The sequence below is a fragment of the Octadecabacter temperatus genome, from assembly GCF_001187845.1.
In the GTDB taxonomy this organism is placed as follows: domain Bacteria; phylum Pseudomonadota; class Alphaproteobacteria; order Rhodobacterales; family Rhodobacteraceae; genus Octadecabacter; species Octadecabacter temperatus.
The window spans coordinates 993,559-1,016,703 of record NZ_CP012160.1; the positions used below are offsets into that span (position 1 = coordinate 993,559).

Sequence of the window (23,145 nt, forward strand, 5' to 3'; positions counted from 1 at the left end):
AGGGCCTAGCCGGGAACTTCCAAGGTTATCGCGCGCCCGCGCTTTGAATAACTAAGTGCGCTCGCGCTGATGGCTGTCACGCGACCGCCATCAAGGCGGTCGCCAACGGTGACGCGCAAATAGCGGCCGTTGCCCATGCGGACCAATGCGCGACGGTCACCCGACCCGCCATAAATCCCGATGAGGTTCACGTCACGCAGGTTGATCGCATTGTCGAGTGTCGCCGCTTGCGCCACAGAGCCAGCTGTTGGACCACTTGGCGCGACAGTGCGCGGCGCGACGGCGGCCACTTGTGTGGCTGCGCGTTCTTGAGCTTGTGCGGCGCGGGCAACGATACGGTCCATGTTACGCGGGCGTGTATCTGGTCGTGAGGATTGCGGTACGGCCTGCGCGGTTGGGTTTACAATAGGGTTCGGACGGTTCGCGGCGGCCTGTACCGCGGCTGCGATTTCCGGAGCGATTTGGAGGCCAGCTGGCGCGGGTTCGACGGCCGCGACTTCGGGTTCGGGCTCTGGGTCGGGCGTCGGTACGGGGGCAAGGCCGGCAGGGCGTGTTCGCGGGCGGAAACCTGCGGCTTGCTCAATCGTGAGTGCGCCAACAACGGGGGTGTTTGCGGCGGCTGCAGCTTCGGCGGCGGCAACAGCGACTTGTTGGATACTGGCTGGGCGCTGTGTCGGGCGTCGTGTGTCCGTATCAGGTGTTTGTGCCGTGCTTGTCGAAAGCGCGACGGCAATGTCTTGCGTCAGGCTGTCGATGTCCGCTTGCGGTGCAATGGTTCCTGGGCGGGCAGGTGGCAAAATCGGTGGCGGACCCGCAATCAAGTTCACACCGTCAACAGCGGTATCTGTCGTCGGCGTCTCAACTTCGGGGGTAACGTCAGCGGGAAGTTCGGGCGCGACTTCAGGTGTTGGGGCAGCCGTGGGGGCCAGCGCTCCTGGGCGTACAGGGGGCAAAATGGTCGGCGACCCAGCGAGAACCAACAGATCATCTGTGGCGACAAGCGGCGCATCACCAGCGGCCAATGCGGCGGCTTCAGGCGCAGGCGCAGGGGCAGGGACAGCGGTTCCAGTACGAACGGGTGGTTCAATTGACGGGCGGCCAGCAATCACAATGACGCCTTCAGGGGCGTTTTCGATGGGTGCTGCTTCCTCGGGTATAACGGCGGCAAGCTGGTCTTGCGGGGTGATTTCAGGGGCAACGGTTCCAGGGCGCGTCGGTGGGTTCAGCGCAGGGCGGCCAGCAATCACCAAAATCCCGTCAGGTGTTACAGCGCCTTGTTCGGTTGCAACAACAAGGCCTTCTTCATTGTAATCAAACTGTTGGCTTGGTGGGGGTGGGTCAATCGGAGTGGCGATAACGGCATCACCTGCCACGCTGCTGGCGGATGCCAAGGGGCTGGGTGGGACACGCACGACGGGGCTTGGGGCGGTTGCAAGCGCCAGCTGATCAAGTGAAGTTGTGCGGGGATTTAGGGGAATTCGGGGGGCCCTTTGCCACACGCCGGTGGCGGCATAGATACGCGCGGCTTCCTCAGGGGTAAGGACCTGTCCCCCTGCGGGCGCTGTTGGAGCGGCCAATGCATCGGACGAATCCAATGCGGCCACTTCTGTGGCGTCTTCAGCTTGCGCTTCGGCCACCTCCGGAGCCGATGTAGGATCGGCAGGGTCAGCTGCGATTTGTGTTTCTTCAGCTGAGCCAAATCCAAACCAATAGGCGAAGCCTTCTTCAGACATTGCCGCAAACGCTGCGAATGCAAGAAGGAACAGCAACAACACGGCTGTTAGGATCGGTAATAGGAAACGCGGCTTACCACCGACGACCACTTTAGGCTTTTTCTTCGGCTGCTTGCGTGCGCCAAAGACGGTTAGGCGTGATTTTTCATCGGGTTTTGCGTCTGTTTCCGCTTCTTTGGCGGCATCGGCGGCCTTTGCTTCGGCGCGCGCCATGCGTCGGCTGGCGAACATGCCACCAACGGCCCCACCAACTGCTGTAGCTGCGCCAATCGCCGTGGCTGCAGCCCCACGCTTTTCGTCCGATGGTTCATCTGTGGTCTCGACGCTCGGTGCTGAAACGTCGTCGTCGTGCTGTGCTGTCAGGGGCTTGGCCGTGACCGCTGCATCCGGCGACAACGCGGTTGGCGCTTCTCCTGTGATGGCAATCTCAGCTGCCGGAGCTTGCACATCAGGTGCTTCGGTCGTGATCGGTTGCACAACTGGGGCTGCATCTACACCGCGGTTTGGCGCGGACAATGGTGGCATCGGATCGGTGCCTTTGCCAGTTGGGACGGCCAAAGATGCGGGCGTTTGGCGGCTGAACGTCGGCTCGGTACGGCCAGTTTCTGGCGTGACCTCGGTTTCGGGAGCCGGAGCAGGGTGCCCGTCCGTGCGATCTGCGCGCAAACGCGACGCAAACATCGGGGCAGGTGCTTCCTCTACTTGCTCGTCCTCGACGGTCGCGTCTTCTTCAACCACTACGTCTTCTACCGCAGCTTCAGCAGCGGGTTCATCCGTGCTCGGTTCACTGACAACAACGTCTTCGTTTTCGGGCGCAATTTCAGGAACGAGTTCAGGCTCAGCAACGTCTTCAGGCGCTTCCTCAACAGGAGTTTTTTCAGCTACTTCAACGTCTGGCACAACTTCCGTTGCGATTTCTTCGTCAGCGACAACGTCCTCAGCTGGCGCGTCCACTTCTGGTTCTGACACATCGACCGGTGCTTCCTCGGCAACGGTTTCAGGTACCTCTTCCAGCTCGAGCGCGGGTTCAGCCACTGGTTCAGGGATCGAAACGTCGGCATCCCCGATAATCACAACCGAGTCGGCGTCGCGTTCTACTGCTTGCCCGTCAACGGGGCCAAAAAAGGCCTCACCAACGTAAGTAAACGGTTCCGGCACCGCCGCAAAGCTGTTTGGGTTAAACCCATGCTCTGTCGCAAACTGTTGTGCTTCGTTCAGCGTGTCCTTGGCGACTGCCGCAACATAAGTGCGCCCGCCACCTTTGGTGAAATCATACACCAGCTCATCAACGCTGTACGGCGTCGCGCCATGAAGCGCCTCACGCACGTCGTCGACTTCAGCACGTGTTGTATCAAGGGCGAGGTACTTGATTTGGTCGTTTGGAATCAAAAGCTTGGTTGAGATACCATCGGGTTCAAGCCCCTCAGCGGCGCTGCGCAACCGTGCCAGCGAACCTGACAAATCGGCCTCATCCAACGCCACTTCACCAACGAGATGCCAGCCACCAGTAACGCGGTGCATCAAACGCAGTCCGTCAAAGGACAATGACAAGGCGAAATTCGGTTTCATCTGCGTGGCTTAGCATCCTGTAGCGGGGCTGAAAACTCCCCTTTTTCTTAACGTGCAACGGTATAGCAAGCTTTCGCCCACGCCAAGCGGGAGTTTTTCTGAATTTTATTTCCAAGGATGGCGAAGCGACCCACGTCAGATAAGATGAAGCATCAAGAATGGAGTCACTCATGCGTACGTACATTTCCCTTAGTCTTTTAACCGTAACACTCGCCGTTGCAGCCTTGTCGGCACCTGTCGCTGCACAAGAGCGTTCCATTACCGTAACAGGGCGCGGGGAAATCAGCGTTGAACCGGATATGGCAACCGTCATCATCGGGGTTCAAACCGAAGCAGAGATCGCGGCAACGGCGCTTGATGAAGCCAGCGCAGCAACGGCTGCGATTCTGGCAACGTTAGACGGGGAAGGGGTCTTGGCTGAGGATATTCGCAGCGGCGCGATCCGCCTTAATCCGCGCTACAGCCAAAGTGTGCTTAGCTCGGGCACACAGATTACGGGGTATCAGGCTGTGAATTCCGTTGAAGTGCAGGTGAATGATCTGGACCGTTTGGGCGGGCTACTCGCCGCAGTGGTCGGCGATGGAGCGAACCGTCTGGATGGCGTTCATTTTGGACTGCAAGACCCGAGTGAGGCCACGGACGAAGCCCGCCGTCGCGCCGTCATAGAAGCCGCGCGTTTGGCTGACCTTTACGCGCAGGCCGCAGGTGTTTCCGTGGGCGAACTACAACTGATCAACGAAGCAGGTAGCGTTGGGTATCGACCCATGGTTGCCGAAACGCGCCAAATGGAACTGGCTGCGTCGTCACCGCAATACGATGTCCCCGTATCGCCAGGAAAAATTGACCTGAACGCGTCCGTTGTTCTGGTTTACGCAATCGCTGACTAAGGTGCGTTTCTGTTCTGAAGAAAGGCGGCGGCCTCAAGAATGGTTGCCGCCAAGGTATCAAAGAAACCCGGTTGTGTGACATCAATCAGGTCAATGTGCGGGGCGGCAGCATCATCGCGGTCATTGTCCGTAGACTTGGCTGACACAAGGGTGCTTTTGTTGCCCAGCAACTCACGGTGGCTCGCGCCTGTGCCGTGTTTCAGGACATTGATCATCAGGTAGTGTTGGTGAAGCCTATCGGCGAGGTCCGCCTGTCCAACATCGAGCAAAGCCGCCTTAACCTTGCGCGACAACGGGCCGCGTTTGAAATAACGCTGCATGCGTGCCTCGAACACAGCAAAAATGTCGATTGCGGATGCGCCGATCTCTGTCGCGGCTGCGGTCAGGTCTGCTTCAGCGGTTTCACTGTCAGGCTGGGCGCGCGCCGCAGCAATGCGGCTTTGCGATGCGCTCGCGGCGCTTTGTGCGGCTGCGACCAGTTCTGGTAGGTTTTGTGACGCGTCCATCGATCATTCTCCTCAGGGTTGGCACCCCCTTAAGGCAAGACGGCGCGCGCAGACACCCACAAAAAAGGGCCCCGCGACAGGGCCCTTTTCTAAATCTATAGAATATTATTTTTACGCTGTCGCTTTTGACAGCGCTTGGTCCAGATCCGCGATCAGATCATCCGCATCCTCAAGGCCAATGGATACACGCACAACGCCTGGGCCAGCAGACGCGGCCTCTTGTTGTTCGGTCGTCAACTGGCGGTGTGTTGTTGATGCTGGGTGAATGATCAAAGAACGCGTATCACCCAAGTTTGCGACATGGCTGAAAATTTCCAGTGAATCCACAAGCTTAACGCAAGAATCGTATCCGCCTTTGACCGCGAATGTGAACAGCGCAGATGCCCCACGTGGGCATACATCTTTCACGCGGTGGAAATACGGTGACGATTCCAAACCAGCGTAGGTGACGTAATCAACCCGTGCGTCCGCTTCTAGCCATTTGGCCAGCTTGGTCGCGTTTTCAACGTGGCGATCCATGCGCAATGACAAGGTTTCAACGCCCATAAGCGTGTAATGCGCCGCTTGCGGGTTCATTGTCATGCCAAGGTCGCGCAGGCCAATTGCAATGCCGTGGAACGTGTAGGCCAATGGACCGAACGTCTCGGCGAACTTCATGCCGTGATATGCTGGCTCTGGCTCGCTGAGGGATGGGAACTTGTCGGATGCAGCCCAATCAAACTTGCCGCTATCTACGACACAACCGCCCGTCACAGACCCGTTGCCTGTGAGGTACTTGGTGGTGGAATGCACAACGAGCGTCGCACCCAGCTCAATCGGGCGGCACAGGTACGGCGTGGCTGTTGTGTTGTCGATAATCAGCGGAATGCCAGCAGCATCCGCAATATCGGCAATCGCGCGCACATCCATGATGTAACCACCAGGGTTGGCAATGGCTTCGCCAAATACCGCGCGGGTGTTGTCATCAATCGCGGCTTTTACGGCAGCGGTATCATCCATATCAACGAATTTAGCGTCCCAACCAAACCGTTTGATCGTCTGCGAAAACTGCGTGATGGACCCACCATAAAGGCGCGTGGAGACGACGACATTCTTACCCGGAGACATGATCGGAAACAGCGCCATGATCTGCGCGGCATGACCTGACGAACAACATACGGCTCCAGCACCGCCCTCAAGTGTTGCGATGCGTTCTTGCAAAACAGCAACCGTTGGGTTTGTCAGACGCGAATAAATGTAGCCAACCTCTTGCAGGTTAAACAACGCGGCTGCGTGGTCTGCGTCACGAAACACATAGGCCGTAGTCTGGTAAATAGGCGTATTGCGCGCACCTGTTGCCGGGTCAGGGCGTGCGCCCGCGTGAATTTGCAGCGTATCAAAGCCGTAAGATGGCGTGTCGGTCATGTGGTCTCTCCCAAAATAGTTGCCGCCACGTTAGGGAATTACAGCGCAAACCTCAATCAAATGGGCAGCCCCGCTCAATTGCTTTTGTTTTGGAAATATCCTCGGGGGGCCGAAGGCGGGGGCAGACAGCCCCCTCATACTGAAATTGCCAGCGCAATGCTTGCGGTCGGCCACTGCGGGTTTTTGAAAAAAATCCGCCCCCGCTCGCCGCAGGCGCTGCGCTTTAGCGCATCCAGAATCCTTCGCGCTTGATCGTATTCCGGATCTGGCGCTCTCGCGGTGGCATGTCGTTTTGGTCAAACAGGGCGCGGACTTTGTCGCCGCGATTTTGGTAGATCATACGCTTGAACGGGTCGTACTGCTTGAGCCACTTTTTGATTTTGTTCGGTGCGGTGACGTTTTCTAGCACGGCCACAACCGCATCGTCTTCTCGGGCATAAAGCAAGGGCAGCATGCGGTAGTGGCAGGTCAGGTCGCCGTCCAATCCGGCCAGATCATCCCCAGGTCGTCCACCGCCGAAACTGTGGATCACAAGCGGCAATGTCACCTGATCCAACCACGGATCAAGCGATTGCAGCACCAATTCTTCAGGGCGGTCGTCGCGCACATCTAGCGCCCATTCTTTCCATCGCTCACCAAACGTCGGTGCGTCATGACCCGTGATCCAGCCTGCGTTGAAATAGAGGTAGCGCTGCCAGTATTCGTCCGGCTGATCTGTGTCCAAGGTGCTCTCAAAGTCTAAACCGTAGCGGTCATAAAGTGACTTCCACGTTGCAGAATAGCCGGGCCAGTACAGCTCTTCTTCCGGCCATGTTCCGGTGCGGCGCATGGATGCGCTGGGCTTGGTGAAATCCGTCTCAAGAGTCGCAATGTCTCCAACAATCAGCGTGTCGGTGTCCAAAAACAAAAAATTGCGACCAGCGGGCATTGCGCAAAGCGCTTCGATCTTGTTTCCGTATGGATATTCAGCACCGAAAACTTGGTTTTCAAACGGCAGGATCACCGCGCCTAGTTCTTCTAACGCCGATTTAATGTCGCCCGGCATGGACGGGTCTTTGGGCCAATGCCGGCTCATCTGTGGTTCTGCGACGTAAAGTGTGCCTGTGAAATTGGGCGCATTTGCCTGCAACGACGCCGTCAAAAGCAGGGCTTCATATTGCAAACGACCCGCTTGTCCGACGATCACAATATCAAAGTCGGACGACACTGCAGCCGCTGCTGAGGTCTTGGTTCGGGATGTCTTTTTCGCCATTTTACTTGCCTGCTTGCTCGATGCTGCCACTATAGGGGTGCTGCGGGCCGCAAGGGAAGGCCCGTTTGCCGCATAGGAGACGAAGATGATTGATTTATTTTTACCGCTCGTTTTGGGCCTTGGTATCGGGATCACGCCCCCAGAAGGTAAGGTTGACGAGGTCGCTGAACCTGAGGTTGTGGCCGAGGCACTGCCGCCTGTTGATCTCGGGTCTGGGGATGATCTAAGCGCCGCGCGCGAGCCAGAGCCGCAAATCCCAACGGGGAAATACACCACCGCCATCGAAATCCGCCCCATTCTTGGAATGACCAAGACAAATTGGGTCGGGGTGCGCGAATATGAAGGGCAGGATCTACTGTACTTTTCACACCTGATGGCGTGGCGCTGCGGGCTTTGGGATATTCGGTATGGCATCAACGGTGAACCGGCGGACATCGTCGTGCCGATGGAACCCTGCAACGAAGAATTCGCTCAGCCCAATGTCATGGTCGATATCGAAAACTATCTGCCCTACGTCGTTTATCCGGTCGGATCGATTGAAAGCGTTTACGTGGAAATTGTTTTCGACGATGGGACGACTGACTTCGGCCAGTTTGAGCGTAACGAAGTTCGGATTCCTTAATGCACTTGCGCTGGTTCGTGACGCCGTCTTTCGCCAAGCATCAGCATGGCGGGCGTCACAACCAGCGTCAGGATCGTAGCAATGACCAAACCACCCGCGATGGCAGAGGACAGTTCCGTCCACCACTGCGTTGACGGTGCGCCGTAGACAATGTCACGCGTAAAGAAGTTCAGGTTGAGGCCGATCACCATCGGCATCAACCCAAGCGCCGTGGTCACAGACGTCAAGATTACAGGTCGTAGACGTTGTGCGCCCGTGCGCAATGCGGCCTCAAGCGGGGATTGGCCCGCTTTCTTAAGGTCGTTGAACGTATCGATTAGAACAATGTTGTTGTTCACAACGATCCCCGCCAACGCGATGACGCCGATACCGCCCATAACCACACCAAAAGGGCGACCTGTCGCAAGAAGACCAAGTAAAACGCCCGCAATCGAGAAGACAATCGCGCTCATGACGATGAAGGCTTGGTAGAAATTGTTGAACTGGATCACTAGGATCACGAACATCAAGAAAATCGCTGTGATGAAGGCCCCAACAAGGAAGATCATGCTTTCGGCTTGATCCTCTGCTTCGCCACCGAAACTAAAGTCCACGCCCTCGGGCAAGTCCGCCGCTTCAAGCGCCGCAGTCAGTGCAACAACTTGGTCGTTCACCAGAACATCGGCGGTAACATTGGCCTCGATCGTGGCCACACGTTTTTCATCAATGCGTCGGATGATACCTGTTCGGTCGGTTGGCTCAAATGTCACGAAGTTTGAGATCGGAACAAGACCAGATGTCGTCGGGACCCGCAGGCTTCCAAGTTCTGCAAGCGAGCGTTCTTCACGTGGGAAGCGCACGCGGATATCCAGTGAACCGTCGACATCACCAGGGCGATAATCTGCGACGGTAATCCCTTGAGTCAAAAGCTGCACCGCTTGCCCAAGGAGGCTAACGTCCGCGCCAAATCGTGCCGCTTCCGCGCGGTTTACAAGGATAGACACTTCGACACCGGGGACAGGGCGGGTGTCGGTAACGTCCGTAAATCCACCCATACCGTCAATGATATCGCGCACCTGTTGCACGGCTTCGTTTTGGACGTCGGGGTTGCGGGCGGTAATCTGAAGGTTCACAGGCTTGCCCGCTGATGGGCCGCCGTCTTCGGTTTGCACCTGCACGTCAATGCCCGCGATGTCTGCTACGCTTTCACGGATGCTGACTCCAATATCGGCCGCAGTGCGACGCGTGTCCCACGGCGTTAGTTCCAGTTGCAGGGTTCCGATGGTTTCTTCGTCGCCTTGGCCGGCGCTCATGGTGGATTGGGCATAGATGCTGGCGATCTCGTCATACCCCAAAAGGCGGTCTTCAACGGCCCGCACCAATGCATCGCGTTCAAAGATTGAGAAGTTGTCGCGCGCGCGGACTTGGACCTGCATGAAGTCAGGTTCAATATCGGGAAAGAACGTCACACCTTTGCCGAATTGCCCATAAAGGCTGAAACCACCGAGTAACAATGCGATGGCAAGAAGCAACGTCGCGGCGGGGCGCATGATGGCCCAATGCAGAACGCGCACGTAAGCCCCCGTTAATCCGCCCATATCACGCGGGTCGCCGATTTCGGCGGCATGAAGTGCGGCCTTGGCTTTGACGGATTGCGATTGGCGCTTGCCGATCAAGCCGCCGACAACAGGAATAAATATGAGCGCCATAAACAGGGAAGCCGACAGCGTGAAGATCACTGTGATAGGCAGATATTTCATGAATTCCCCGACCATGCCGGACCAGAACAACAGCGGGAAAAATACTGACAGGGTCGTCGCGGTTGATGCAATGATAGGCCATGCCATTCGCTTGGCGGCAAAAGAATAGGCCTCCTTGGGTTCGACCCCTTCTTGCAGCTTTCGATCCGCCAGCTCGGTGGTCACAATGGCTCCGTCCACCAGCATCCCGACCACAAGGATCAGCGCGAACAGCACGATAATGTTCATGGAATAATCCAAGGTCCAAAGCGCGATGACGCCCGCAAAGAACGCCCCCGGAATGGATAGGCCAACGAGGATAGCTGAGCGCGTGCCAAGGGCAAATACAATCACGATCATCACGAGGATCACGGCGGCGATAACGTTGGCTTCAAGGTCGCTTAGCAGGTCTTCAACTGTCTTGGATTGGTCCTGCAAAAATGCGACTTCGATGTTGTCCGGCCAGTCCAACTGCAACTCTTCTACGACGGCTTTGACGGCTGCGACGGTTTCAATGATGTTGGCACCGGAACGTTTTGTGACTTCCAAGGCCAAGGCAGGTTGGCCATTGATGCGCGCGAACGAGCTAGGGTCTTCATATGTGCGCCGGATCGTGGCGACATCCCCGAAGGTCACAACAGCATTGCCGCGCACCTTTACGGGCATCGCCATGACGTCTTCGAGGTCTTCGATCAACCCCGGCACCTTAAGCACGATGCGCCCAGATCCGGTTTCAATCGCGCCAGCGGCGATCAGCATGTTGTTGCGTTGGATTTGCCCGATGAGTTCGTCAAACGACAGGTTATAGGTTTGAAAAACCGTGGGATCGATCAGCACTTCAAGGAACTCGAACCTCTGCCCACCAACGCTAACTTCGAGAACGCCAGGCAGACCTTCGATTTCTTCCTGCATCTGGTCGGCCAGATTGTTCAGCGTCCGTTCTGGGACTGGACCAGACAGAATCGCGGTAATGATCGGGAAGAGGGCGGTGTTGATTTCGGTGATGGTGATGTCACGGGCGTCATCGGGCAGATCACCCTGCGCACGATCTGCAGCCTCTCGCACCTTATCCAGCGCCTCAGCCGTGTCACCGCCAGCACTGAATTCTAGCTGGATACTGGCGAAACCTTCTGTGGCATCCGAATTCATGCTTTGCAGACCGGCAATGGACGTGAACTCGGTTTCCATCGGTTCTAGCAACAGCCGTTCGGCATCCGAGGGGCTAATGCCGTCTAGACCTGTCGAGACATAAAAGAATGGTAGTGGGATTTCGGGATTGGCCTCTTTGGGGATCGCGACATAGGCATATGCGCCCACAGCGAGGATCATAAGAAGCGCCATGACCACAACGCGCGAACGCGAGAATGCAGCGTCGATGATGGCGTACATCAGCTTTGCTCCCCGACGCTGGGTGCAACAGTTTCGGTTTCATTCACAAAGCCTTGGCCCACAGTGATGATGTCCACACTTTCAGGCAATCCAGTGACCCAAATGCCGTCAATCTGTGCTTTGACGACTTGGATCGCGTAAAACTCAACGACATCATCGCTGTTTACTGTTTTCACTCCAAGTTCACCTTCGGCGCTAAGTGATACGATCGAAGGGGACAAGAAGTGTGCTGTAGCTTCGCCTGTCGGGATTATCACTTCGGCAGAAATGCCTGCGGGAATCGCGCCGTCGTCATTTTCCACTTCAACTTCCGCCAAAAACGTTCGGGTCTCAGCGGCGGCAGACGTCCCAACGAAGGTGACTGTGCCTGTCCGCTCTTCGCCGGTGATGAAACGTACAGTGGCAGGTTGGCCAACAGACAAGCGCGTCAATGATTGTTGCGGCACCTGAATGGCAACGGTGAGGGGCGTGATATCCACCAGACGACCCACTTCCGTACCGGCAGAGACAAATTCGCCCTCATCAAGATCGAGAGCCTCGATGCGCCCATCAAATGGCGCCGTGATCGTCAGCGCATCGGCGGCCTGTTCAATGGCGATCGCTTCGGCTTGCACCGAAGCCAAACTTGCACGGGCGTCCACGACGCGGTCAGCCGTTGCGACCCCGCGTTCAAGCAGTTGCTGCGCGTTCTGAAGCTCGCGCTCAGCGCTGGCGAGGTCTTCGGCGACGCGGTTTGCGTCGGCCTGATTACTGGTCGGGTCAAAGCGGGCAATGACGTCACCCGCAGAAACGTCTTGCCCTTTACGCACCAAGACCTCGGCGATGTCACCTGAGGTTTCGGCCCGCATCATCGTGTCACGATCGGGCAGGGCTTGCCCTTCGGCTTGATAGAACTGCGTAATCACCTCGGCGACAGAGGTTTCAACCGCAACGGCGACCGGCGCAGGTTCTTCGCGCGCCGTGACCGTGTCAGTATCTTCTGAAGGGAAAATGAATCCGCTGCCCATCCATCCCACAATGACCAGCACCAATATACCCGAAAACCACGTCGAGCGAGACGCACCACTGTCGGCCGTAAACGTTAGCTGTTCCCGCGCGGCTTTAGGGTCTTCAACCACAGGCGGGTTAACGGTTTCGGGTTTGGCGGCTTTTTGGGGCTTACTTGTCATTAGGTCAGTCCTTTTGAACTGCGGGCTGCTACAAAGTCGATTGTTCAAATACTACTGAACTTAATACGACGTAAAATCGTCAATGTCATAAAATGGCACTTCACCGTTCGAAATAGGACGGCTTGGGCGAATTGGAATAGGGGGCACGCTGTTCTTGTGAAACAAAATAGCAGAGGGGAGTAAATGGTGGGCGACCCTGGAATCGAACCAGGCGTGCGTTTCCGCGAGAGAGTTACAGTCTCCTGCCACACCTTGCGGCCTGACGCCCACTGGCGGCGTGAATAGCTTTGGGTCTGGGGGCCGTCAACCTCAATTCTGCGCTGCACCTTGCGGTTTTTGCATAAGCCGCGCATGAGGGGGCAAGGACAAAGGAAAACACCATGAAAAAACCGACTTGGGTTGTTGAAAAAGAACGCAACAAACGCATTGCTGCCAACGAAACTGTTTGGTTGTTTGGGATTCATGCGGTGCGCGACGCGCTTTTGAACCCTGCGCGTGAAAAATTACGCTTTGTCGTGACAAAAAACGCCTTTGATCGTCTTGGTGATGCCGTTCAGCATGGTCCTGAGCCTGAAATGAGCGATCCACGCCGTTTTGCAGCGCCAATTGATCCGCAATCCGTCCACCAAGGGGCCGCTCTTGAAGTGAAACCGCTGGATTGGGGCAAAATCGAAGACCGCTGCATGGGGGATGGGACAAATCCGCCGCGTGTTGTCCTTCTGGACCGTGTAACTGATCCACATAACGTCGGGGCGATTCTTCGCTCGGCGGAGGTGTTCGGCGCACAGGCTGTCGTCGCCATGAGCCGCCACGCAGCACCTGAAACAGGCGCTTTGGCGAAAACTGCCAGTGGCGCGATGGAACGCCAACCCTATTTGCGGGTCCGTAACCTTGCCGACGCGATCGTTGAGCTTCAGGGAATGGGATATATGGTGCTTGGGCTGGACGGTGAAGCCGAGCAGACCATCGAACAGGTTGTAGAAGGTAAGCGTGACCGTGCAATTGCGCTGGTTTTGGGGGCCGAAGGGCCGGGGTTGCGCGAAAAGACGAAAGAAACCTGCGACGCACTGGTTAAGATCGATTTTGCGGGTGAGTTTGGGTCGTTGAACGTTTCAAACGCAGCGGCAGTCGCGCTTTATGCAAGTCGCGCGACCTAGGAGCCGACATGCCTGCGCGGAAATTAGCGACCTGTTGTTACTGCGGAACCCGCGCGGTTCTGATTCTAAGCGGATCTGAGCGCCATGAACTGGCGTGTTCAAGCTGTGGAGCGCCGTTGCGCGACCTCAAAATGTTACCGATTGCCGCCGTGCAGGCCACCGCGCGTTCCGCGACGCCCGCCCGCCCGACGCCCAAACCAACACACCCTAAGCAGCCCCATCCAAGGCCGAGAAAGGTGAAAAAATACAATAAACGCAAAGGGTTGATGCGTCATCTTGTTGAGGGGATTTGGGACGAAATCGAAGATATTTTCGATTGAAACATTTGTGCACGGCCTGTCACAGATTGGCGAGGTGGGTATTTTAACGCCCCGAGATGCCCCAAATTGGTTTCAACGCAATTGAATTCTTGGAGCCCCCAATGCTGACACGCCGTATGCTATTAAGCGCCGCCGCTGCTGCCCCAGCCGCCGCATTTTTCGCCCACCCTGCAAAGGCCGCAGAGCCATATATCTTCTCCGAAGACGGGATCGCCATTCGCGGCGCCGACCCCGTGGCCTTTTTTACCGAAGGTGCACCCGTTATCGGCAGCCCTGATCATGCGTTGATGTGGGAAGGGGCGACGTGGCATTTTGCCAGCGTTGAGAACATGGAAATGTTTATGGCCGATCCGCGTGCCTATGCGCCGCAATATGGCGGGTATTGTGCTTTCGCTCTGTCAAAAGGGTCTTTGGCGAGCTCCGTTCCTGAAGCTTGGACCGTGCATGACGGGAAGCTTTACCTGAATTATTCAGTAAATGTGCGTCAGGTTTGGTCTGAAGATATTCCCGGAAATATCGCTTTGGCGGACGCGCAATGGCCTACAATCTTAGGCTAGTGTCTTCGATCACGTTTACCTGATCTCCCTTTAAAAACAGGCTTTCGTGCATATCTCTAGTTGGTGAGCAAGGGCTGGAACCCCCTTGCGCGAACTCACTGTCCCTCGTTCCGAACTTAGCGCCCGGTTCATTCCGGGCGCCTTTTTTATGATGAAAGACTCGGTTAGTGAGGCAGTATGTATAGTGATCAAATGCTCAAAGATGTGTTGAAACGTGCCAAATCAGTGGCGATTGTTGGTGTGTCCGCTAAACAGATTCGCCCCAGCTATTTTGTTGCGCGGTATCTGCAACTTAAAGGGTATCGCATTGTGCCGGTAAACCCCGGGCTGGCGGGGCAAAAGCTGTTTGGGGAAACGGTTTACGCAACCTTGGCCGATATCCCGTTTGATGTTGATATGGTTGATATATTCCGTCGTTCAGATGCAGTCCCTGCAATTGTGGACGAGGCGTTGGCCCGTTGGCCGCACTTGCAGACGATTTGGATGCAGTTGGGTGTTGAGCATTCTGAGGCCGCTGAGGTGGCGCGGGCGCGCGATGTGACTGTGATTGAAAACCGGTGCCCGAAGATTGAATTTCAGCGCTTGTTTGGGGAATTACGGATGGGTGGGTTCGCCACGGGTGTGATTTCGTCCAGACTGTAGCGTTGGATCGGGGCGCTGCCCCGAACCCCGGGATATTTTAGAAACAGAGACAAGGTGAGGTGTGGGATTAGATCCGCAAGTCGGCTGCGACGCGGATATCGCGTAGGGGGCGTACGCGGCGGATGGATTCTGCGTAAAGCGGGTGGGCTTTGTAGGCTGCGAGCGCGGCTTCGTCCTTAATTTCGGCCATCACGACGAAATCCGGATGTGGGCCGGGGATTTCATCAAGGTTTAGGTTGCGCGAGACGCTGAAGGTTTCGGCGTGCGGATTGTCTTTTAGGATCCACAGGCCCGCTTCGATTTCATCCAAGTCGGTTGGATCGATTGCTGAGAAGAAGGCAATGTGACGGATCATCGGCTGGCCTTCTCGGCGAGGCCGCTTTGGTTGGTGCGTTTGGCCAGTTCTGCTTCGATATCGTTCAGCGTGACACCGTGCGCGGCGCACATGACCAACAGGTGGTACATCACATCAGCGGCCTCAGACGTGAGGCGGGTCTTGTCGCCTTTGGTTGCTTCAATGATCGCTTCAACAGCTTCCTCGCCGAACTTTTCAGCGGCTTTGTCTGGATTGGCAAGCAGCTTGGCTGTCCAGCTTTCGCTTGGATCAGTGTTTGCGCGGTCTGCAATGGTATTCGCGAGGTCTTTTAATGACATATCAGAGCCTTACAGGGACGCCAGCGGCATCCATATGTGCCTTGGCTTGAGGAATTGTGTAGGTGCCAAAGTGGAAAATCGAGGCAGCGAGGACGGCAGAGGCACCGCCCTTTGTGACGCCCTCCACAAGGTGATCAAGCGTGCCGACACCCCCCGAAGCGATCACAGGAATGGACACCGCGTCGGTGATGGCCTTTGTAAGGGGCAGGTTGAACCCTGCTTTGGTACCGTCGCGATCCATTGAGGTCAGCAGGATCTCGCCCGCGCCTTTGGCTTGTGCCGTCAGCGCGAATTCAACCGCATCAATACCGGTTGCGCGGCGTCCGCCGTGGGTGAAGATTTCCCAGCGCCCAGGTTCAACGGTTTTGGCATCGATCGCACAGACGATACATTGGGATCCAAAGCGCAGGGCGGCTTCTGTCAAGACATCAGGGTCGGCAACGGCGGCGGAGTTGAAGCTGACCTTGTCAGCGCCCGCCAGCAGCAGATTGCGGACATCAACGTGGGTGCGCACGCCGCCACCGATGGTCAGCGGCATAAAGCACGCTTCAGCCGTGCGCGTCGCGAGGTCGTACATAGTGCCGCGGTTTTCTTCGGTTGCCATGATGTCGAGGAAACACAGCTCATCCGCGCCCATGTCGTTGTAACGGATCGCGGATTCAACAGGGTCGCCCGCGTCAACGATATCAACGAAGTTCACGCCTTTGACGACGCGTCCATTGGCGACATCAAGGCAGGGGATGATGCGTGTCTTGAGCATAAAGAAGCCTTTTCAGAGCGATTGGCCTGTCTTTAGTGTGTGCTGGGCGGCGATGCAATTGGTGCCGCAGTGCCATGTCGTGCGATGCGGCGCATGGCATCTCGGACAATGAGAATGTGAAACGGCATGACCAAACCCAAATAGATGCGCCCCATCAGGTTATTGCGGTGAACCCATGTTGCCATATGGATCATGCCAGCTTCGCGCCGCACCGCGATACGAAAGTTGAGGTGCTTGTCATCGGTCCCGAGAATAATTTCATCCACGCTTTCATAGGTGGTGGGAAAAATTAGATTTTCCGAATCCCCCGAGGACGCGTCGGTCTCTGTTTTCAATCCAAGTGGAGCGACGATCTTGTTTCGCAAGGCCAGCAGAAAATTTGCCCATGCCGGCATAGTTAGGCCGATTTCAGCCGCCAGTTTGGGAGGCAATTCAGCGGCAACGCAGTAGCCATCGATGAAATCACCCGTTTGGACATGCGTCCAGAGATGAGATGTTTTCGGTAAAGGGGTTTTTAGTACAAGGGGCATGATACGGCTCACTTTCCTGTTGTCTGGAAAGGTTATGCTTGGTCCTTGTGTAAACGTAGGTGGCGTGGTGACGCAGGTTAGGCGAGTGCCGCCAGAGCCGCGCCCAGATCAATTGCTCCGTCATAAAGCGCACGTCCCGAAATAGCGCCAGAGATCACGTTTGTGGCCTTCAACGCTTCAAGGTCGGCCATTGAGGACACACCGCCGGACGCGATCACGGGGATGCTAACAGCGCGGGCCAGTGCTTCGGTCGCGGTGATGTTGGGGCCTTTCATAGCGCCGTCGCGCAGGATGTCTGTGTAGATGATCGCCGAAATGCCTGCGTCCTCAAATGATTTGGCGAGGTCGGTGACTTGGATGTCCGTTTCTGTTGCCCAGCCTTTGGTCGCAACGAAACCGTTACGCGCATCAAGGCCCACAGCGACGTGGCCGGGGAATTCTTTCGCGGCTTCGCGCACCAGATCAGGGTTTTCCACGGCCACCGTGCCAAGGATCACGCGAGCGAGGCCCTTGTCGATCCATGTCTCGATTGTTTTCAGATCGCGAATGCCACCGCCCAGTTGCGCAGGCACAGGGCAGGCCTTGAGGATCGCCTCAACAGGGGCAGCGTTCACAGGTTCGCCCGCAAATGCGCCATTCAAGTCGACAAGATGCAGCCATTCACAACCCGCATCCACAAATTCACGCGCTTGCGCGGCAGGGTCGTCGTTGAAGACGGTGGTTTGGTCCATGTCGCCATGCACCAGTCGAACGGCTTGTCCGTCTTTAAGGTCGATTGCTGGGTAAAGGATCATGATGGCACCTGTGGTTTACGTTTGGCGCGTTTATGCACGGGCAGGCGGGGGATGCAACGCAAGCTGTCAAACCTACGTTTTCGGTGCGACCTAACGTTACGCTTGCGTGGAATCGCACATCGCGGGCAAGATTTGTTCAATCTCAGGGAGGAGATACTAAAATGAAGACTTTTGCACTTACACTCGCGGCTGTTGTTGGCTTCGCTGGGGCTGCTGCGGCTGACCCGCTGGAAGGCAACTGGCGCACGCCAACAGATGACAACGGAAATTCTGGCATTGTGCAGGTTGCACCTTGTGGCGCGGCCCTGTGTGGCACCCTTGTACAAGCATTTGACGGGTCTGGCGCGGCTATGGATTCTGCGAACATTGGCCGTCAGATTATTTTTGACACAACGCCAAGTGGGGGTGGTGAGTACCGTGGTCAGGTGTACTCGCCCGACCGTGACAAAACCTATAACTCACGCCTGACGTTGAACGGCAACACGCTGTCCGTTTCCGGTTGTGTTCTGGGCATTTGCCGCGACGGTGGTACGTGGACTCGCAATTAATGCGTTAAGTTAAGATCGCCCTTTAGCGATTTGATATAATTTGAGAAAGCCGCTTTCTGGAAATTCAGGGGGGCGGCTTTTTTATGGGGTCCACTGCAGGAAGTTTGCAATCATCCGCAACCCTGCGTCTTGACTTTTTTCGGGGTGAAATTGCGCGCCAATGATGTTGTCGCGCCCGACAATCGCCGTGATGTCACCTGCGTAATCGCAATGGGCCAAACGCTGATTTGGATCGTTCAAAACCATCTGCCATGAGTGAACGAAATAGACGTGGTCACCTGTCTTCATTCCGTCCAGTACGGGGTGCGGTGTATCGATGACAAGGTCGTTCCAACCCATGTGCGGAACCGGCAGTCTTGGGTTCGCTGGCGTGATCTTTTGGACCTCACCGTCGATCCAACCGAAGCCCTCAGTCTCTTGGTACTCATAGCCCTTTTGGGCAAGCAGCTGCATGCCCACGCAAATGCCCATGAACGGCACTGCACGTACTTCAACGGCCTCGATGATCGCATCGGCAAGGCCAGAAATACCGTGAAGTTCGCTCCGACAGTGGGGGTAGGCACCGTCACCTGGCAAGACAACGCGGGACGCTTTTGCCACGACATCAGGGTCGCCCGTGACGATAACGTCACCTGCGCCTACCTCAGCGGCCATACGTTCGAACGCCTTTTGCGCCGAGTGCAGGTTGCCGCTGTCGTAATCGATAAGGACTGTGGTCATAGGATCAAAGAGCGCCTTTGGTCGACGGAATTGCATCCGCCTTACGCGGATCAGTCTCAACCGCGATACGTAGGGCACGGGCAACGGATTTGAACGCAGCCTCAACGATGTGGTGGCTGTTAAAGCCGTGCAAACGATCGATGTGCAGGGTGATACCGCCCGCGCTGGACAGCGCTTGGAAGAATTCACGCACCAATTCGGTGTCGAATGTACCGATCTTGGCTGTTGGAAGCTCAAGATTGCAGATCAGATAGGCGCGGCCCGACAAGTCGAGCGCACAACGCACCTGTGCGTCGTCCATCGCAAGGTGGCAATCGCCGTAACGGTTGATGCCGCGCTTGTCGCCCAATGCGTCAGCCAAAGCCTGACCTAGTGCAATGCCCACGTCCTCGACGGTGTGGTGGTCGTCAATGTGCAGATCACCTGTCGCGCGGATCGTCATGTCGATCAGAGAGTGGCGCGCCAGTTGATCAAGCATGTGGTCAAAGAAACCAACGCCGGTCTGATTGTCATAAACGCCTGTTCCGTCGAGGTTAATCTCAATGGAAATATCGGTTTCCGCAGTTTTGCGGGTGATTGAGCTGGTGCGCATGGGATTGGTTCCTTGATGTTGGCGCCCTTATAGGCCGCCTGTGGGGCTCCGAGCAACCATGCTTCACTGGGGTGTGGTTTTCAGGTTTGTATTGTGCTTTCAATGGCATCAGATGCAGTCAGTCAGCACGGGAAGGCGTTGAAATGCAGTCAGAGTTTTGGGATGTGCCAAAGGGCAAAATTGCCGCCGTCGTCACGCATTTACAGATGTTTGAACGCCCTGCACCGCGCAAGGTGCCTGCGGTGAAAGCTGAATTGATTGCCCATGAAAAACCAGACCTTACTTGGTACCGTGATTTATTCTCGCGCGTTGGTGGGCATGACTGGATGTGGTTTTCGCGCCTTGGCATGGATGATGCGGATTTGGCCGCGGTTATTCACCACGAGGATGTTCAGATATTCTCGGTGAGGGTTGATGGGCGCGACGAGGGGATGCTGGAACTTGATTACCGTGTGCCAAACGAATGTGAGCTAGGATATTTCGGTCTAACTGCCGCGATGGTTGGCACAGGGGCAGGGCGCTGGTTGATGGAACATGCGCTTGAAAAGGCTTGGGAAAAGCCGGTCAATCGCTTTCATGTTCACACCTGCACATTAGATAGTCCGCAAGCATTGCCGTTTTACATGCGAAGCGGCTTTACTGCCTATGATCGCCAGGTCGAAATTGCGGACGATCCGCGGCTGAACGGTGTGTTGCCTCGCGACAGCAGCCCGCAGGAACCCATTATCTAAGCGAATGCTTGGCTCAGAAATCCCGCGACGTTCATCGCATCTATGTCGCCAAGGCTGTGCAGTTTGACGTGACGGCGGGCTTTGCCTTTTCCGGCAAGCAATCCGTTGGGGTCATCAAATCCAGCACCTTTTGAGAACTCGACGGAAACGTAGTCTTTATAACCGTAGACGCCGCCAACCAAGCTAACCGAATCCGGAAACTCGGGATCAGTCACGAAGATGGTGCCACCATATTTGGATCCGATGTGAATGCTCGGACGCAGGTCTTTGGCGCGGGCGACGACGGTTTCAATGATCGTTGATTTGACTGTTTCATCCATAAGCCACCCTAGATTGGCAATTCCTGCCAAGCAACGCCGCCGAATGGGGATGGCCTAGAAAAGCAAAAAGCCACCCCTTGGGGTGGCCTGTGCTTCCAGCTGGGTAAGCTGGATCGAAATGGAGCGGGCGAGGCGATTCGAACGCCCGACCTAAACCTTGGCAAGGTTTCGCTCTACCCCTGAGCTACGCCCGCACCGTTTCGTGAGGCAGCATCTATAAACTCTCGCCAAACCCCGCAAGAGGAAAAGTTATTAATCCGACTACTTTTTTTCGCGGCCGTTAGGTCCAGACGAATGCAAAGAATATCAGGCAAAAAATGCTAAGGCAGTAAGACGCGAGCGTTAGCAACATACCGGCCTGACGCAGAGGCATTATCGGGGGCGATGCGGAAAACCCGTATCCGTGAACGATGCGGCCCAAAAACAGGGTGGCACCGATCAGATGCAACGCACTTGGGGCGGCGTCTTGCAATTCAACCAGGGCCATCAACAGCAACCCAAACGGCGCGTATTCCGCGCAATTGGCCTGCGCACGCATGCGTTTCATCAAACTCTTGTTGCCGTGATCCCCCAAACCGAGCTGGTTCTGTCGCCGGAATAGAATAACCCGCACACTCAGTACGATGAAAATAACGGCGATGAGGGCTGCATAGATGCCTGTGATCATTGGAAGCTCCTGTTCTGGTTTCACCCAGAACATGAAAGAGGCGGCTGCATGATGCAACCGCCCCGTCCTGCAAACACGTAGAAGTATCGCTTAGAAGTTAAAGACGAGCGAAACACCGTATGTGTTGTCAGTGTCGTTTAGACCGGCTTCTGGTTCAGTATGGTATTCCGTAACCAAGGACGTACGCAGTGCTAGAACTTCAGTCATGGCAACGTTTAGGCCCAGATCGTTGTAAACAACGGTGTCGCTTTCGGAAGAAACGATATCCGTATCCATTGTGAGGGCCAGCGTTTCGGACAGCTGGTTGGAGTAGGTGGACCCGATTGTGAATGCCCCTTCACCGAGATCGCTGGCAGAGTTCAAATCAGCCACACGGTAACCAACACCTGCTTGTGCAGCCCAGTATACTTTGGATGTGTCGTAGATGCGGTAACCGGCACCGAAACCAAGGAAGTTGTCGGATGTGTCAAACGGAATGCTTTCAACGTTACCTTGCAGCGTTGCAAATCCGTAGTAAGACGCGCCGAGGTCACGGGTGTACTCCAGATCGTACAACAGGCTGTCTTCGTCTGTTGTGCCTTCGTTTTCGGAGTACTGGTAGCTCAGCTGTACGCTGTAACCGTTTGTGCCGTCATAGTAGCCCAAGTCAGCGCCAATCCCGAGGGATGCCGTGTCGGTGTTACCAGTCGCAGCGGCGCCCTGAAGGGACATAGAGCCTTCAAAACCCAGTGCGCGGCCTGTGTTGCCAAATGTGCCAACGTCGCGGTTGAAATCATCAGCGATGTTTTCGGCCAATTGCTCGTTGCGGGTGTCTACGGCGCTGTCACCAAAAGTTTGGGCAACGGCACCCGTTGTCATCATGGACAATGCGGTACCTGCGAGGAGGAGAGTGGTGTTTTTCATTGTTTCTTTCCTTCAAGTCTTTGATCCGCACACAAAATATGTGCGGTGACTTGTTCGACCTACGCCTAGTTCGTTTGAAAATTTAGGGGGAGGAAACGCACCTAGCGCTCATGCACAATTTCCCGCCGAAGGTGGGGGGAGTGATGGGCCAAAATAGGCCGATGCGTCGACTGACGTCGCGGCAGGGCTAGTGTTTTGGCAGGGCGTCTGAGCCAGAGATAGGTGGAAAGTTCAGCCCGACATCCTCGCTATGGGCAATTACGCCACCTTTGCTGAGCAACAGCAAACCGTACGCGGCTGGCTCTGCATTCGACAGTGTGCTGTCGGCGGCGATCAGATCAAGCGGGGCTTGGTGGCAGGTACTTTTGAACATCGTAAAGGGTACACCACTGGCTTGCCCCGAAATCGTGCGATGAACGTGCCCGCAAAACAGATGTGCTTTGGCGTGGGCCAGTCTTTCCAGCAGTGCGTCGCCATTCGTCAGCGCAATCGCGTCCATTCCGGGTAGCCCAACCGCATGGGGTGGATGGTGGGTAAAAACCAATGGCAACCGACCGTCAGCCCCCTCAAGGGCTGCATCCAGCCAAGCGAGGCGGTCTTCACATAGGAACCCTGCATGATGTGGCTCAACGTCTGCCTGATGGGTATCAAGCGTAATGATCCGATGATCTGGCAGGTCAATGATGTGTTGAACATGGCCTTGCGGCGTTACCGGCGCATCAGGAAAGGCGGTGCGAAATGGCGCACGCAGGTCGTGGTTGCCAAGCATATAGGTCACGGGGATAGGGCAGTCCTGCAATATCTCGCGTAGGGTCTCGTATTCTTCGCTACGGCCTGAGTGGGTTAGATCACCCATCAAGATCAATGCCTTGGCGTCTGGGTGGTCATTAAGTGCCGCGTCAAGCGCCTCCCGCAGCCGCGCGGTCGGGTCGAGCCCGATGATCGTTTGCCCCGCGCCGCGCAAATGCAAATCGGTCAGCGCGAGGATCTTTTCCAAGGTG

The 23,145-nt window shown here is 56.1% G+C and carries 24 protein-coding genes and 2 tRNA genes; 7 read left to right on the forward strand and 19 right to left on the reverse strand.

The window, feature by feature from the left end:
• Positions 1-5: 5 nt before the first annotated feature.
• Positions 6-3,302 carry a hypothetical protein gene (locus OSB_RS05180; protein ID WP_049833983.1) on the reverse strand — a complete coding sequence of 1,099 codons (3,297 nt, stop codon included), beginning with the start codon at positions 3,300-3,302 and terminating at the stop codon, positions 6-8.
• A gap of 170 nt (positions 3,303-3,472) precedes the next feature.
• On the opposite strand from OSB_RS05180, the gene OSB_RS05185 reads away from it, so the two are divergent.
• The gene (locus OSB_RS05185; RefSeq protein ID WP_049833984.1) at positions 3,473-4,189 is read left to right on the forward strand and encodes an SIMPL domain-containing protein; all 717 of its coding nucleotides are present in this window, start codon (positions 3,473-3,475) and stop codon (positions 4,187-4,189) included.
• Here the strand turns inward: OSB_RS05185 and OSB_RS05190 are convergent.
• The 3 genes from OSB_RS05190 to OSB_RS05200 form a co-directional block, all read right to left on the reverse strand.
• Entirely contained in the window at positions 4,186-4,695 is a 510-nt protein-coding gene (locus OSB_RS05190) for a hypothetical protein (protein WP_049833985.1), read from the reverse strand. The two genes, OSB_RS05185 and OSB_RS05190, sit on opposite strands and share 4 nt — an antisense overlap.
• A gap of 111 nt (positions 4,696-4,806) precedes the next feature.
• Complete coding sequence (locus OSB_RS05195; RefSeq protein ID WP_049833986.1) at positions 4,807-6,099, reverse strand: O-acetylhomoserine aminocarboxypropyltransferase/cysteine synthase family protein; 1,293 nt, start codon at positions 6,097-6,099, stop codon at positions 4,807-4,809.
• A 223-nt stretch (positions 6,100-6,322) separates the two neighbouring features.
• Complete coding sequence (locus OSB_RS05200) at positions 6,323-7,351, reverse strand: hypothetical protein (protein WP_049833987.1); 1,029 nt, start codon at positions 7,349-7,351, stop codon at positions 6,323-6,325.
• 85 nt (positions 7,352-7,436) lie between these two features.
• Here OSB_RS05200 and OSB_RS05205 point away from each other — a divergent pair, with 85 nt between their 5' ends.
• Positions 7,437-7,973: a hypothetical protein gene (locus OSB_RS05205; protein ID WP_049833988.1), complete on the forward strand. Its 537-nt coding sequence runs from the start codon at positions 7,437-7,439 to the stop codon at positions 7,971-7,973.
• On the opposite strand, the gene OSB_RS05210 is transcribed toward OSB_RS05205, so the two are convergent.
• The 3 genes from OSB_RS05210 to OSB_RS16645 all read right to left on the reverse strand — a co-directional run bounded on the left by OSB_RS05210 (position 7,970) and on the right by OSB_RS16645 (position 12,517).
• Entirely contained in the window at positions 7,970-11,080 is a 3,111-nt protein-coding gene (locus tag OSB_RS05210) for an efflux RND transporter permease subunit (RefSeq protein WP_049833989.1), read from the reverse strand. The two genes, OSB_RS05205 and OSB_RS05210, sit on opposite strands and share 4 nt — an antisense overlap.
• The gene (locus tag OSB_RS05215; RefSeq protein ID WP_082166423.1) at positions 11,080-12,249 is read right to left on the reverse strand and encodes an efflux RND transporter periplasmic adaptor subunit; all 1,170 of its coding nucleotides are present in this window, start codon (positions 12,247-12,249) and stop codon (positions 11,080-11,082) included. Before OSB_RS05215 ends, OSB_RS05210 begins: the two co-directional genes overlap by 1 nt.
• Before the next feature lie 184 nt (positions 12,250-12,433).
• Positions 12,434-12,517 (reverse strand) — tRNA-Tyr (locus OSB_RS16645).
• Between the two features lie 112 nt (positions 12,518-12,629).
• On the opposite strand from OSB_RS16645, the gene rlmB reads away from it, so the two are divergent.
• The 3 genes from rlmB (at position 12,630) to OSB_RS05235 (ending at position 14,925) form a co-directional block, all read left to right on the forward strand.
• Positions 12,630-13,406 carry a 23S rRNA (guanosine(2251)-2'-O)-methyltransferase RlmB gene (rlmB, locus tag OSB_RS05220; protein WP_049833990.1) on the forward strand — a complete coding sequence of 259 codons (777 nt, stop codon included), beginning with the start codon at positions 12,630-12,632 and terminating at the stop codon, positions 13,404-13,406.
• 421 nt (positions 13,407-13,827) lie between these two features.
• The gene (locus OSB_RS05230; RefSeq protein ID WP_049836059.1) at positions 13,828-14,283 is read left to right on the forward strand and encodes a YHS domain-containing (seleno)protein; all 456 of its coding nucleotides are present in this window, start codon (positions 13,828-13,830) and stop codon (positions 14,281-14,283) included.
• A 177-nt stretch (positions 14,284-14,460) separates the two neighbouring features.
• Positions 14,461-14,925, forward strand: a complete 465-nt coding sequence (locus OSB_RS05235; protein WP_049833992.1) for a CoA-binding protein — start codon at positions 14,461-14,463, stop codon at positions 14,923-14,925.
• 67 nt (positions 14,926-14,992) lie between these two features.
• On the opposite strand, the gene OSB_RS05240 is transcribed toward OSB_RS05235, so the two are convergent.
• The 5 genes from OSB_RS05240 to hisA form a co-directional block, all read right to left on the reverse strand.
• Complete coding sequence (locus OSB_RS05240) at positions 14,993-15,280, reverse strand: Dabb family protein (RefSeq protein WP_049833993.1); 288 nt, start codon at positions 15,278-15,280, stop codon at positions 14,993-14,995.
• On the reverse strand, positions 15,277-15,579 hold the full coding sequence (locus tag OSB_RS05245; protein ID WP_049833994.1) for a phosphoribosyl-ATP diphosphatase: 303 nt from the start codon (positions 15,577-15,579) through the stop codon (positions 15,277-15,279). Before OSB_RS05245 ends, OSB_RS05240 begins: the two co-directional genes overlap by 4 nt.
• Position 15,580: 1 nt before the next feature.
• Positions 15,581-16,339 carry an imidazole glycerol phosphate synthase subunit HisF gene (gene hisF / locus OSB_RS05250; protein WP_049833995.1) on the reverse strand — a complete coding sequence of 253 codons (759 nt, stop codon included), beginning with the start codon at positions 16,337-16,339 and terminating at the stop codon, positions 15,581-15,583.
• A 32-nt stretch (positions 16,340-16,371) separates the two neighbouring features.
• Positions 16,372-16,869, reverse strand: coding sequence for a DUF2867 domain-containing protein (locus OSB_RS05255; protein ID WP_049833996.1), 498 nt, complete (start codon positions 16,867-16,869; stop codon positions 16,372-16,374).
• 77 nt (positions 16,870-16,946) lie between these two features.
• Positions 16,947-17,663 (reverse strand): 1-(5-phosphoribosyl)-5-[(5-phosphoribosylamino)methylideneamino]imidazole-4-carboxamide isomerase, encoded by a 717-nt coding sequence (hisA, locus tag OSB_RS05260; protein ID WP_049833997.1) that lies wholly within the window; start codon positions 17,661-17,663, stop codon positions 16,947-16,949.
• 161 nt (positions 17,664-17,824) lie between these two features.
• Between hisA and OSB_RS05265 the strand changes: the two genes are divergently transcribed.
• A complete protein-coding gene (locus OSB_RS05265; protein ID WP_049833998.1) occupies positions 17,825-18,211 on the forward strand; it encodes a DUF2147 domain-containing protein in 387 nt (128 codons plus the stop codon).
• Positions 18,212-18,292: 81 nt separating this feature from the next.
• Here OSB_RS05265 and hisH read toward each other — a convergent pair whose 3' ends face one another.
• Both hisH and hisB read right to left on the reverse strand, forming a co-directional pair.
• Positions 18,293-18,931: an imidazole glycerol phosphate synthase subunit HisH gene (gene hisH, locus OSB_RS05270; RefSeq protein WP_049833999.1), complete on the reverse strand. Its 639-nt coding sequence runs from the start codon at positions 18,929-18,931 to the stop codon at positions 18,293-18,295.
• 4 nt (positions 18,932-18,935) lie between these two features.
• Positions 18,936-19,523, reverse strand: a complete 588-nt coding sequence (hisB, locus tag OSB_RS05275) for an imidazoleglycerol-phosphate dehydratase HisB (RefSeq protein WP_049834000.1) — start codon at positions 19,521-19,523, stop codon at positions 18,936-18,938.
• 143 nt (positions 19,524-19,666) lie between these two features.
• Between hisB and OSB_RS05280 the strand changes: the two genes are divergently transcribed.
• The gene (locus OSB_RS05280; RefSeq protein WP_049834001.1) at positions 19,667-20,254 is read left to right on the forward strand and encodes a GNAT family N-acetyltransferase; all 588 of its coding nucleotides are present in this window, start codon (positions 19,667-19,669) and stop codon (positions 20,252-20,254) included.
• Here OSB_RS05280 and OSB_RS05285 read toward each other — a convergent pair.
• From OSB_RS05285 to OSB_RS05305, 5 genes are all read right to left on the reverse strand, one after another.
• A complete protein-coding gene (locus tag OSB_RS05285) occupies positions 20,251-20,574 on the reverse strand; it encodes a DUF1801 domain-containing protein (RefSeq protein WP_049834002.1) in 324 nt (107 codons plus the stop codon). The two genes, OSB_RS05280 and OSB_RS05285, sit on opposite strands and share 4 nt — an antisense overlap.
• 119 nt (positions 20,575-20,693) lie before the next feature.
• Positions 20,694-20,768 (reverse strand) — tRNA-Gly (locus tag OSB_RS05290).
• 86 nt (positions 20,769-20,854) lie between these two features.
• A complete protein-coding gene (locus OSB_RS05295) occupies positions 20,855-21,241 on the reverse strand; it encodes an MAPEG family protein (RefSeq protein ID WP_049834003.1) in 387 nt (128 codons plus the stop codon).
• 90 nt (positions 21,242-21,331) lie between these two features.
• The gene (locus tag OSB_RS05300; RefSeq protein WP_049834004.1) at positions 21,332-22,144 is read right to left on the reverse strand and encodes a DUF481 domain-containing protein; all 813 of its coding nucleotides are present in this window, start codon (positions 22,142-22,144) and stop codon (positions 21,332-21,334) included.
• A gap of 187 nt (positions 22,145-22,331) precedes the next feature.
• Complete coding sequence (locus tag OSB_RS05305; protein WP_049834005.1) at positions 22,332-23,141, reverse strand: phosphodiesterase; 810 nt, start codon at positions 23,139-23,141, stop codon at positions 22,332-22,334.
• Between the last annotated feature and the right edge of the window lie 4 nt (positions 23,142-23,145).

Bases quoted from the DNA above. Each gene is read 5' to 3' on its own strand.
- OSB_RS05200 (WP_049833987.1), bottom strand. From the start codon at position 7,351: ATGGCGAAAAAGACATCCCGAACCAAGACCTCAGCAGCGGCTGCAGTG.
- OSB_RS05190 (WP_049833985.1), bottom strand. From the start codon at position 4,695: ATGGACGCGTCACAAAACCTACCAGAACTGGTCGCAGCCGCACAAAGC.
- OSB_RS05185 (WP_049833984.1), top strand. From the start codon at position 3,473: ATGCGTACGTACATTTCCCTTAGTCTTTTAACCGTAACACTCGCCGTT.
- OSB_RS05230 (WP_049836059.1), top strand. From the start codon at position 13,828: ATGCTGACACGCCGTATGCTATTAAGCGCCGCCGCTGCTGCCCCAGCC.
- OSB_RS05300 (WP_049834004.1), bottom strand. From the start codon at position 22,144: ATGAAAAACACCACTCTCCTCCTCGCAGGTACCGCATTGTCCATGATG.
- OSB_RS05265 (WP_049833998.1), top strand. From the start codon at position 17,825: ATGAAGACTTTTGCACTTACACTCGCGGCTGTTGTTGGCTTCGCTGGG.
- OSB_RS05235 (WP_049833992.1), top strand. From the start codon at position 14,461: ATGTATAGTGATCAAATGCTCAAAGATGTGTTGAAACGTGCCAAATCA.
- rlmB (WP_049833990.1), top strand. From the start codon at position 12,630: ATGAAAAAACCGACTTGGGTTGTTGAAAAAGAACGCAACAAACGCATT.
- OSB_RS05210 (WP_049833989.1), bottom strand. From the start codon at position 11,080: ATGTACGCCATCATCGACGCTGCATTCTCGCGTTCGCGCGTTGTGGTC.
- hisH (WP_049833999.1), bottom strand. From the start codon at position 18,931: ATGACCACAGTCCTTATCGATTACGACAGCGGCAACCTGCACTCGGCG.
- OSB_RS05215 (WP_082166423.1), bottom strand. From the start codon at position 12,249: ATGACAAGTAAGCCCCAAAAAGCCGCCAAACCCGAAACCGTTAACCCG.
- OSB_RS05240 (WP_049833993.1), bottom strand. From the start codon at position 15,280: ATGATCCGTCACATTGCCTTCTTCTCAGCAATCGATCCAACCGACTTG.
- OSB_RS05285 (WP_049834002.1), bottom strand. From the start codon at position 20,574: ATGGATGAAACAGTCAAATCAACGATCATTGAAACCGTCGTCGCCCGC.
- OSB_RS05205 (WP_049833988.1), top strand. From the start codon at position 7,437: ATGATTGATTTATTTTTACCGCTCGTTTTGGGCCTTGGTATCGGGATC.
- hisB (WP_049834000.1), bottom strand. From the start codon at position 19,523: ATGCGCACCAGCTCAATCACCCGCAAAACTGCGGAAACCGATATTTCC.
- OSB_RS05195 (WP_049833986.1), bottom strand. From the start codon at position 6,099: ATGACCGACACGCCATCTTACGGCTTTGATACGCTGCAAATTCACGCG.
- OSB_RS05255 (WP_049833996.1), bottom strand. From the start codon at position 16,869: ATGCCCCTTGTACTAAAAACCCCTTTACCGAAAACATCTCATCTCTGG.
- hisA (WP_049833997.1), bottom strand. From the start codon at position 17,663: ATGATCCTTTACCCAGCAATCGACCTTAAAGACGGACAAGCCGTTCGA.
- OSB_RS05280 (WP_049834001.1), top strand. From the start codon at position 19,667: ATGCAGTCAGAGTTTTGGGATGTGCCAAAGGGCAAAATTGCCGCCGTC.
- hisF (WP_049833995.1), bottom strand. From the start codon at position 16,339: ATGCTCAAGACACGCATCATCCCCTGCCTTGATGTCGCCAATGGACGC.
- OSB_RS05295 (WP_049834003.1), bottom strand. From the start codon at position 21,241: ATGATCACAGGCATCTATGCAGCCCTCATCGCCGTTATTTTCATCGTA.
- OSB_RS05180 (WP_049833983.1), bottom strand. From the start codon at position 3,302: ATGAAACCGAATTTCGCCTTGTCATTGTCCTTTGACGGACTGCGTTTG.
- OSB_RS05245 (WP_049833994.1), bottom strand. From the start codon at position 15,579: ATGTCATTAAAAGACCTCGCGAATACCATTGCAGACCGCGCAAACACT.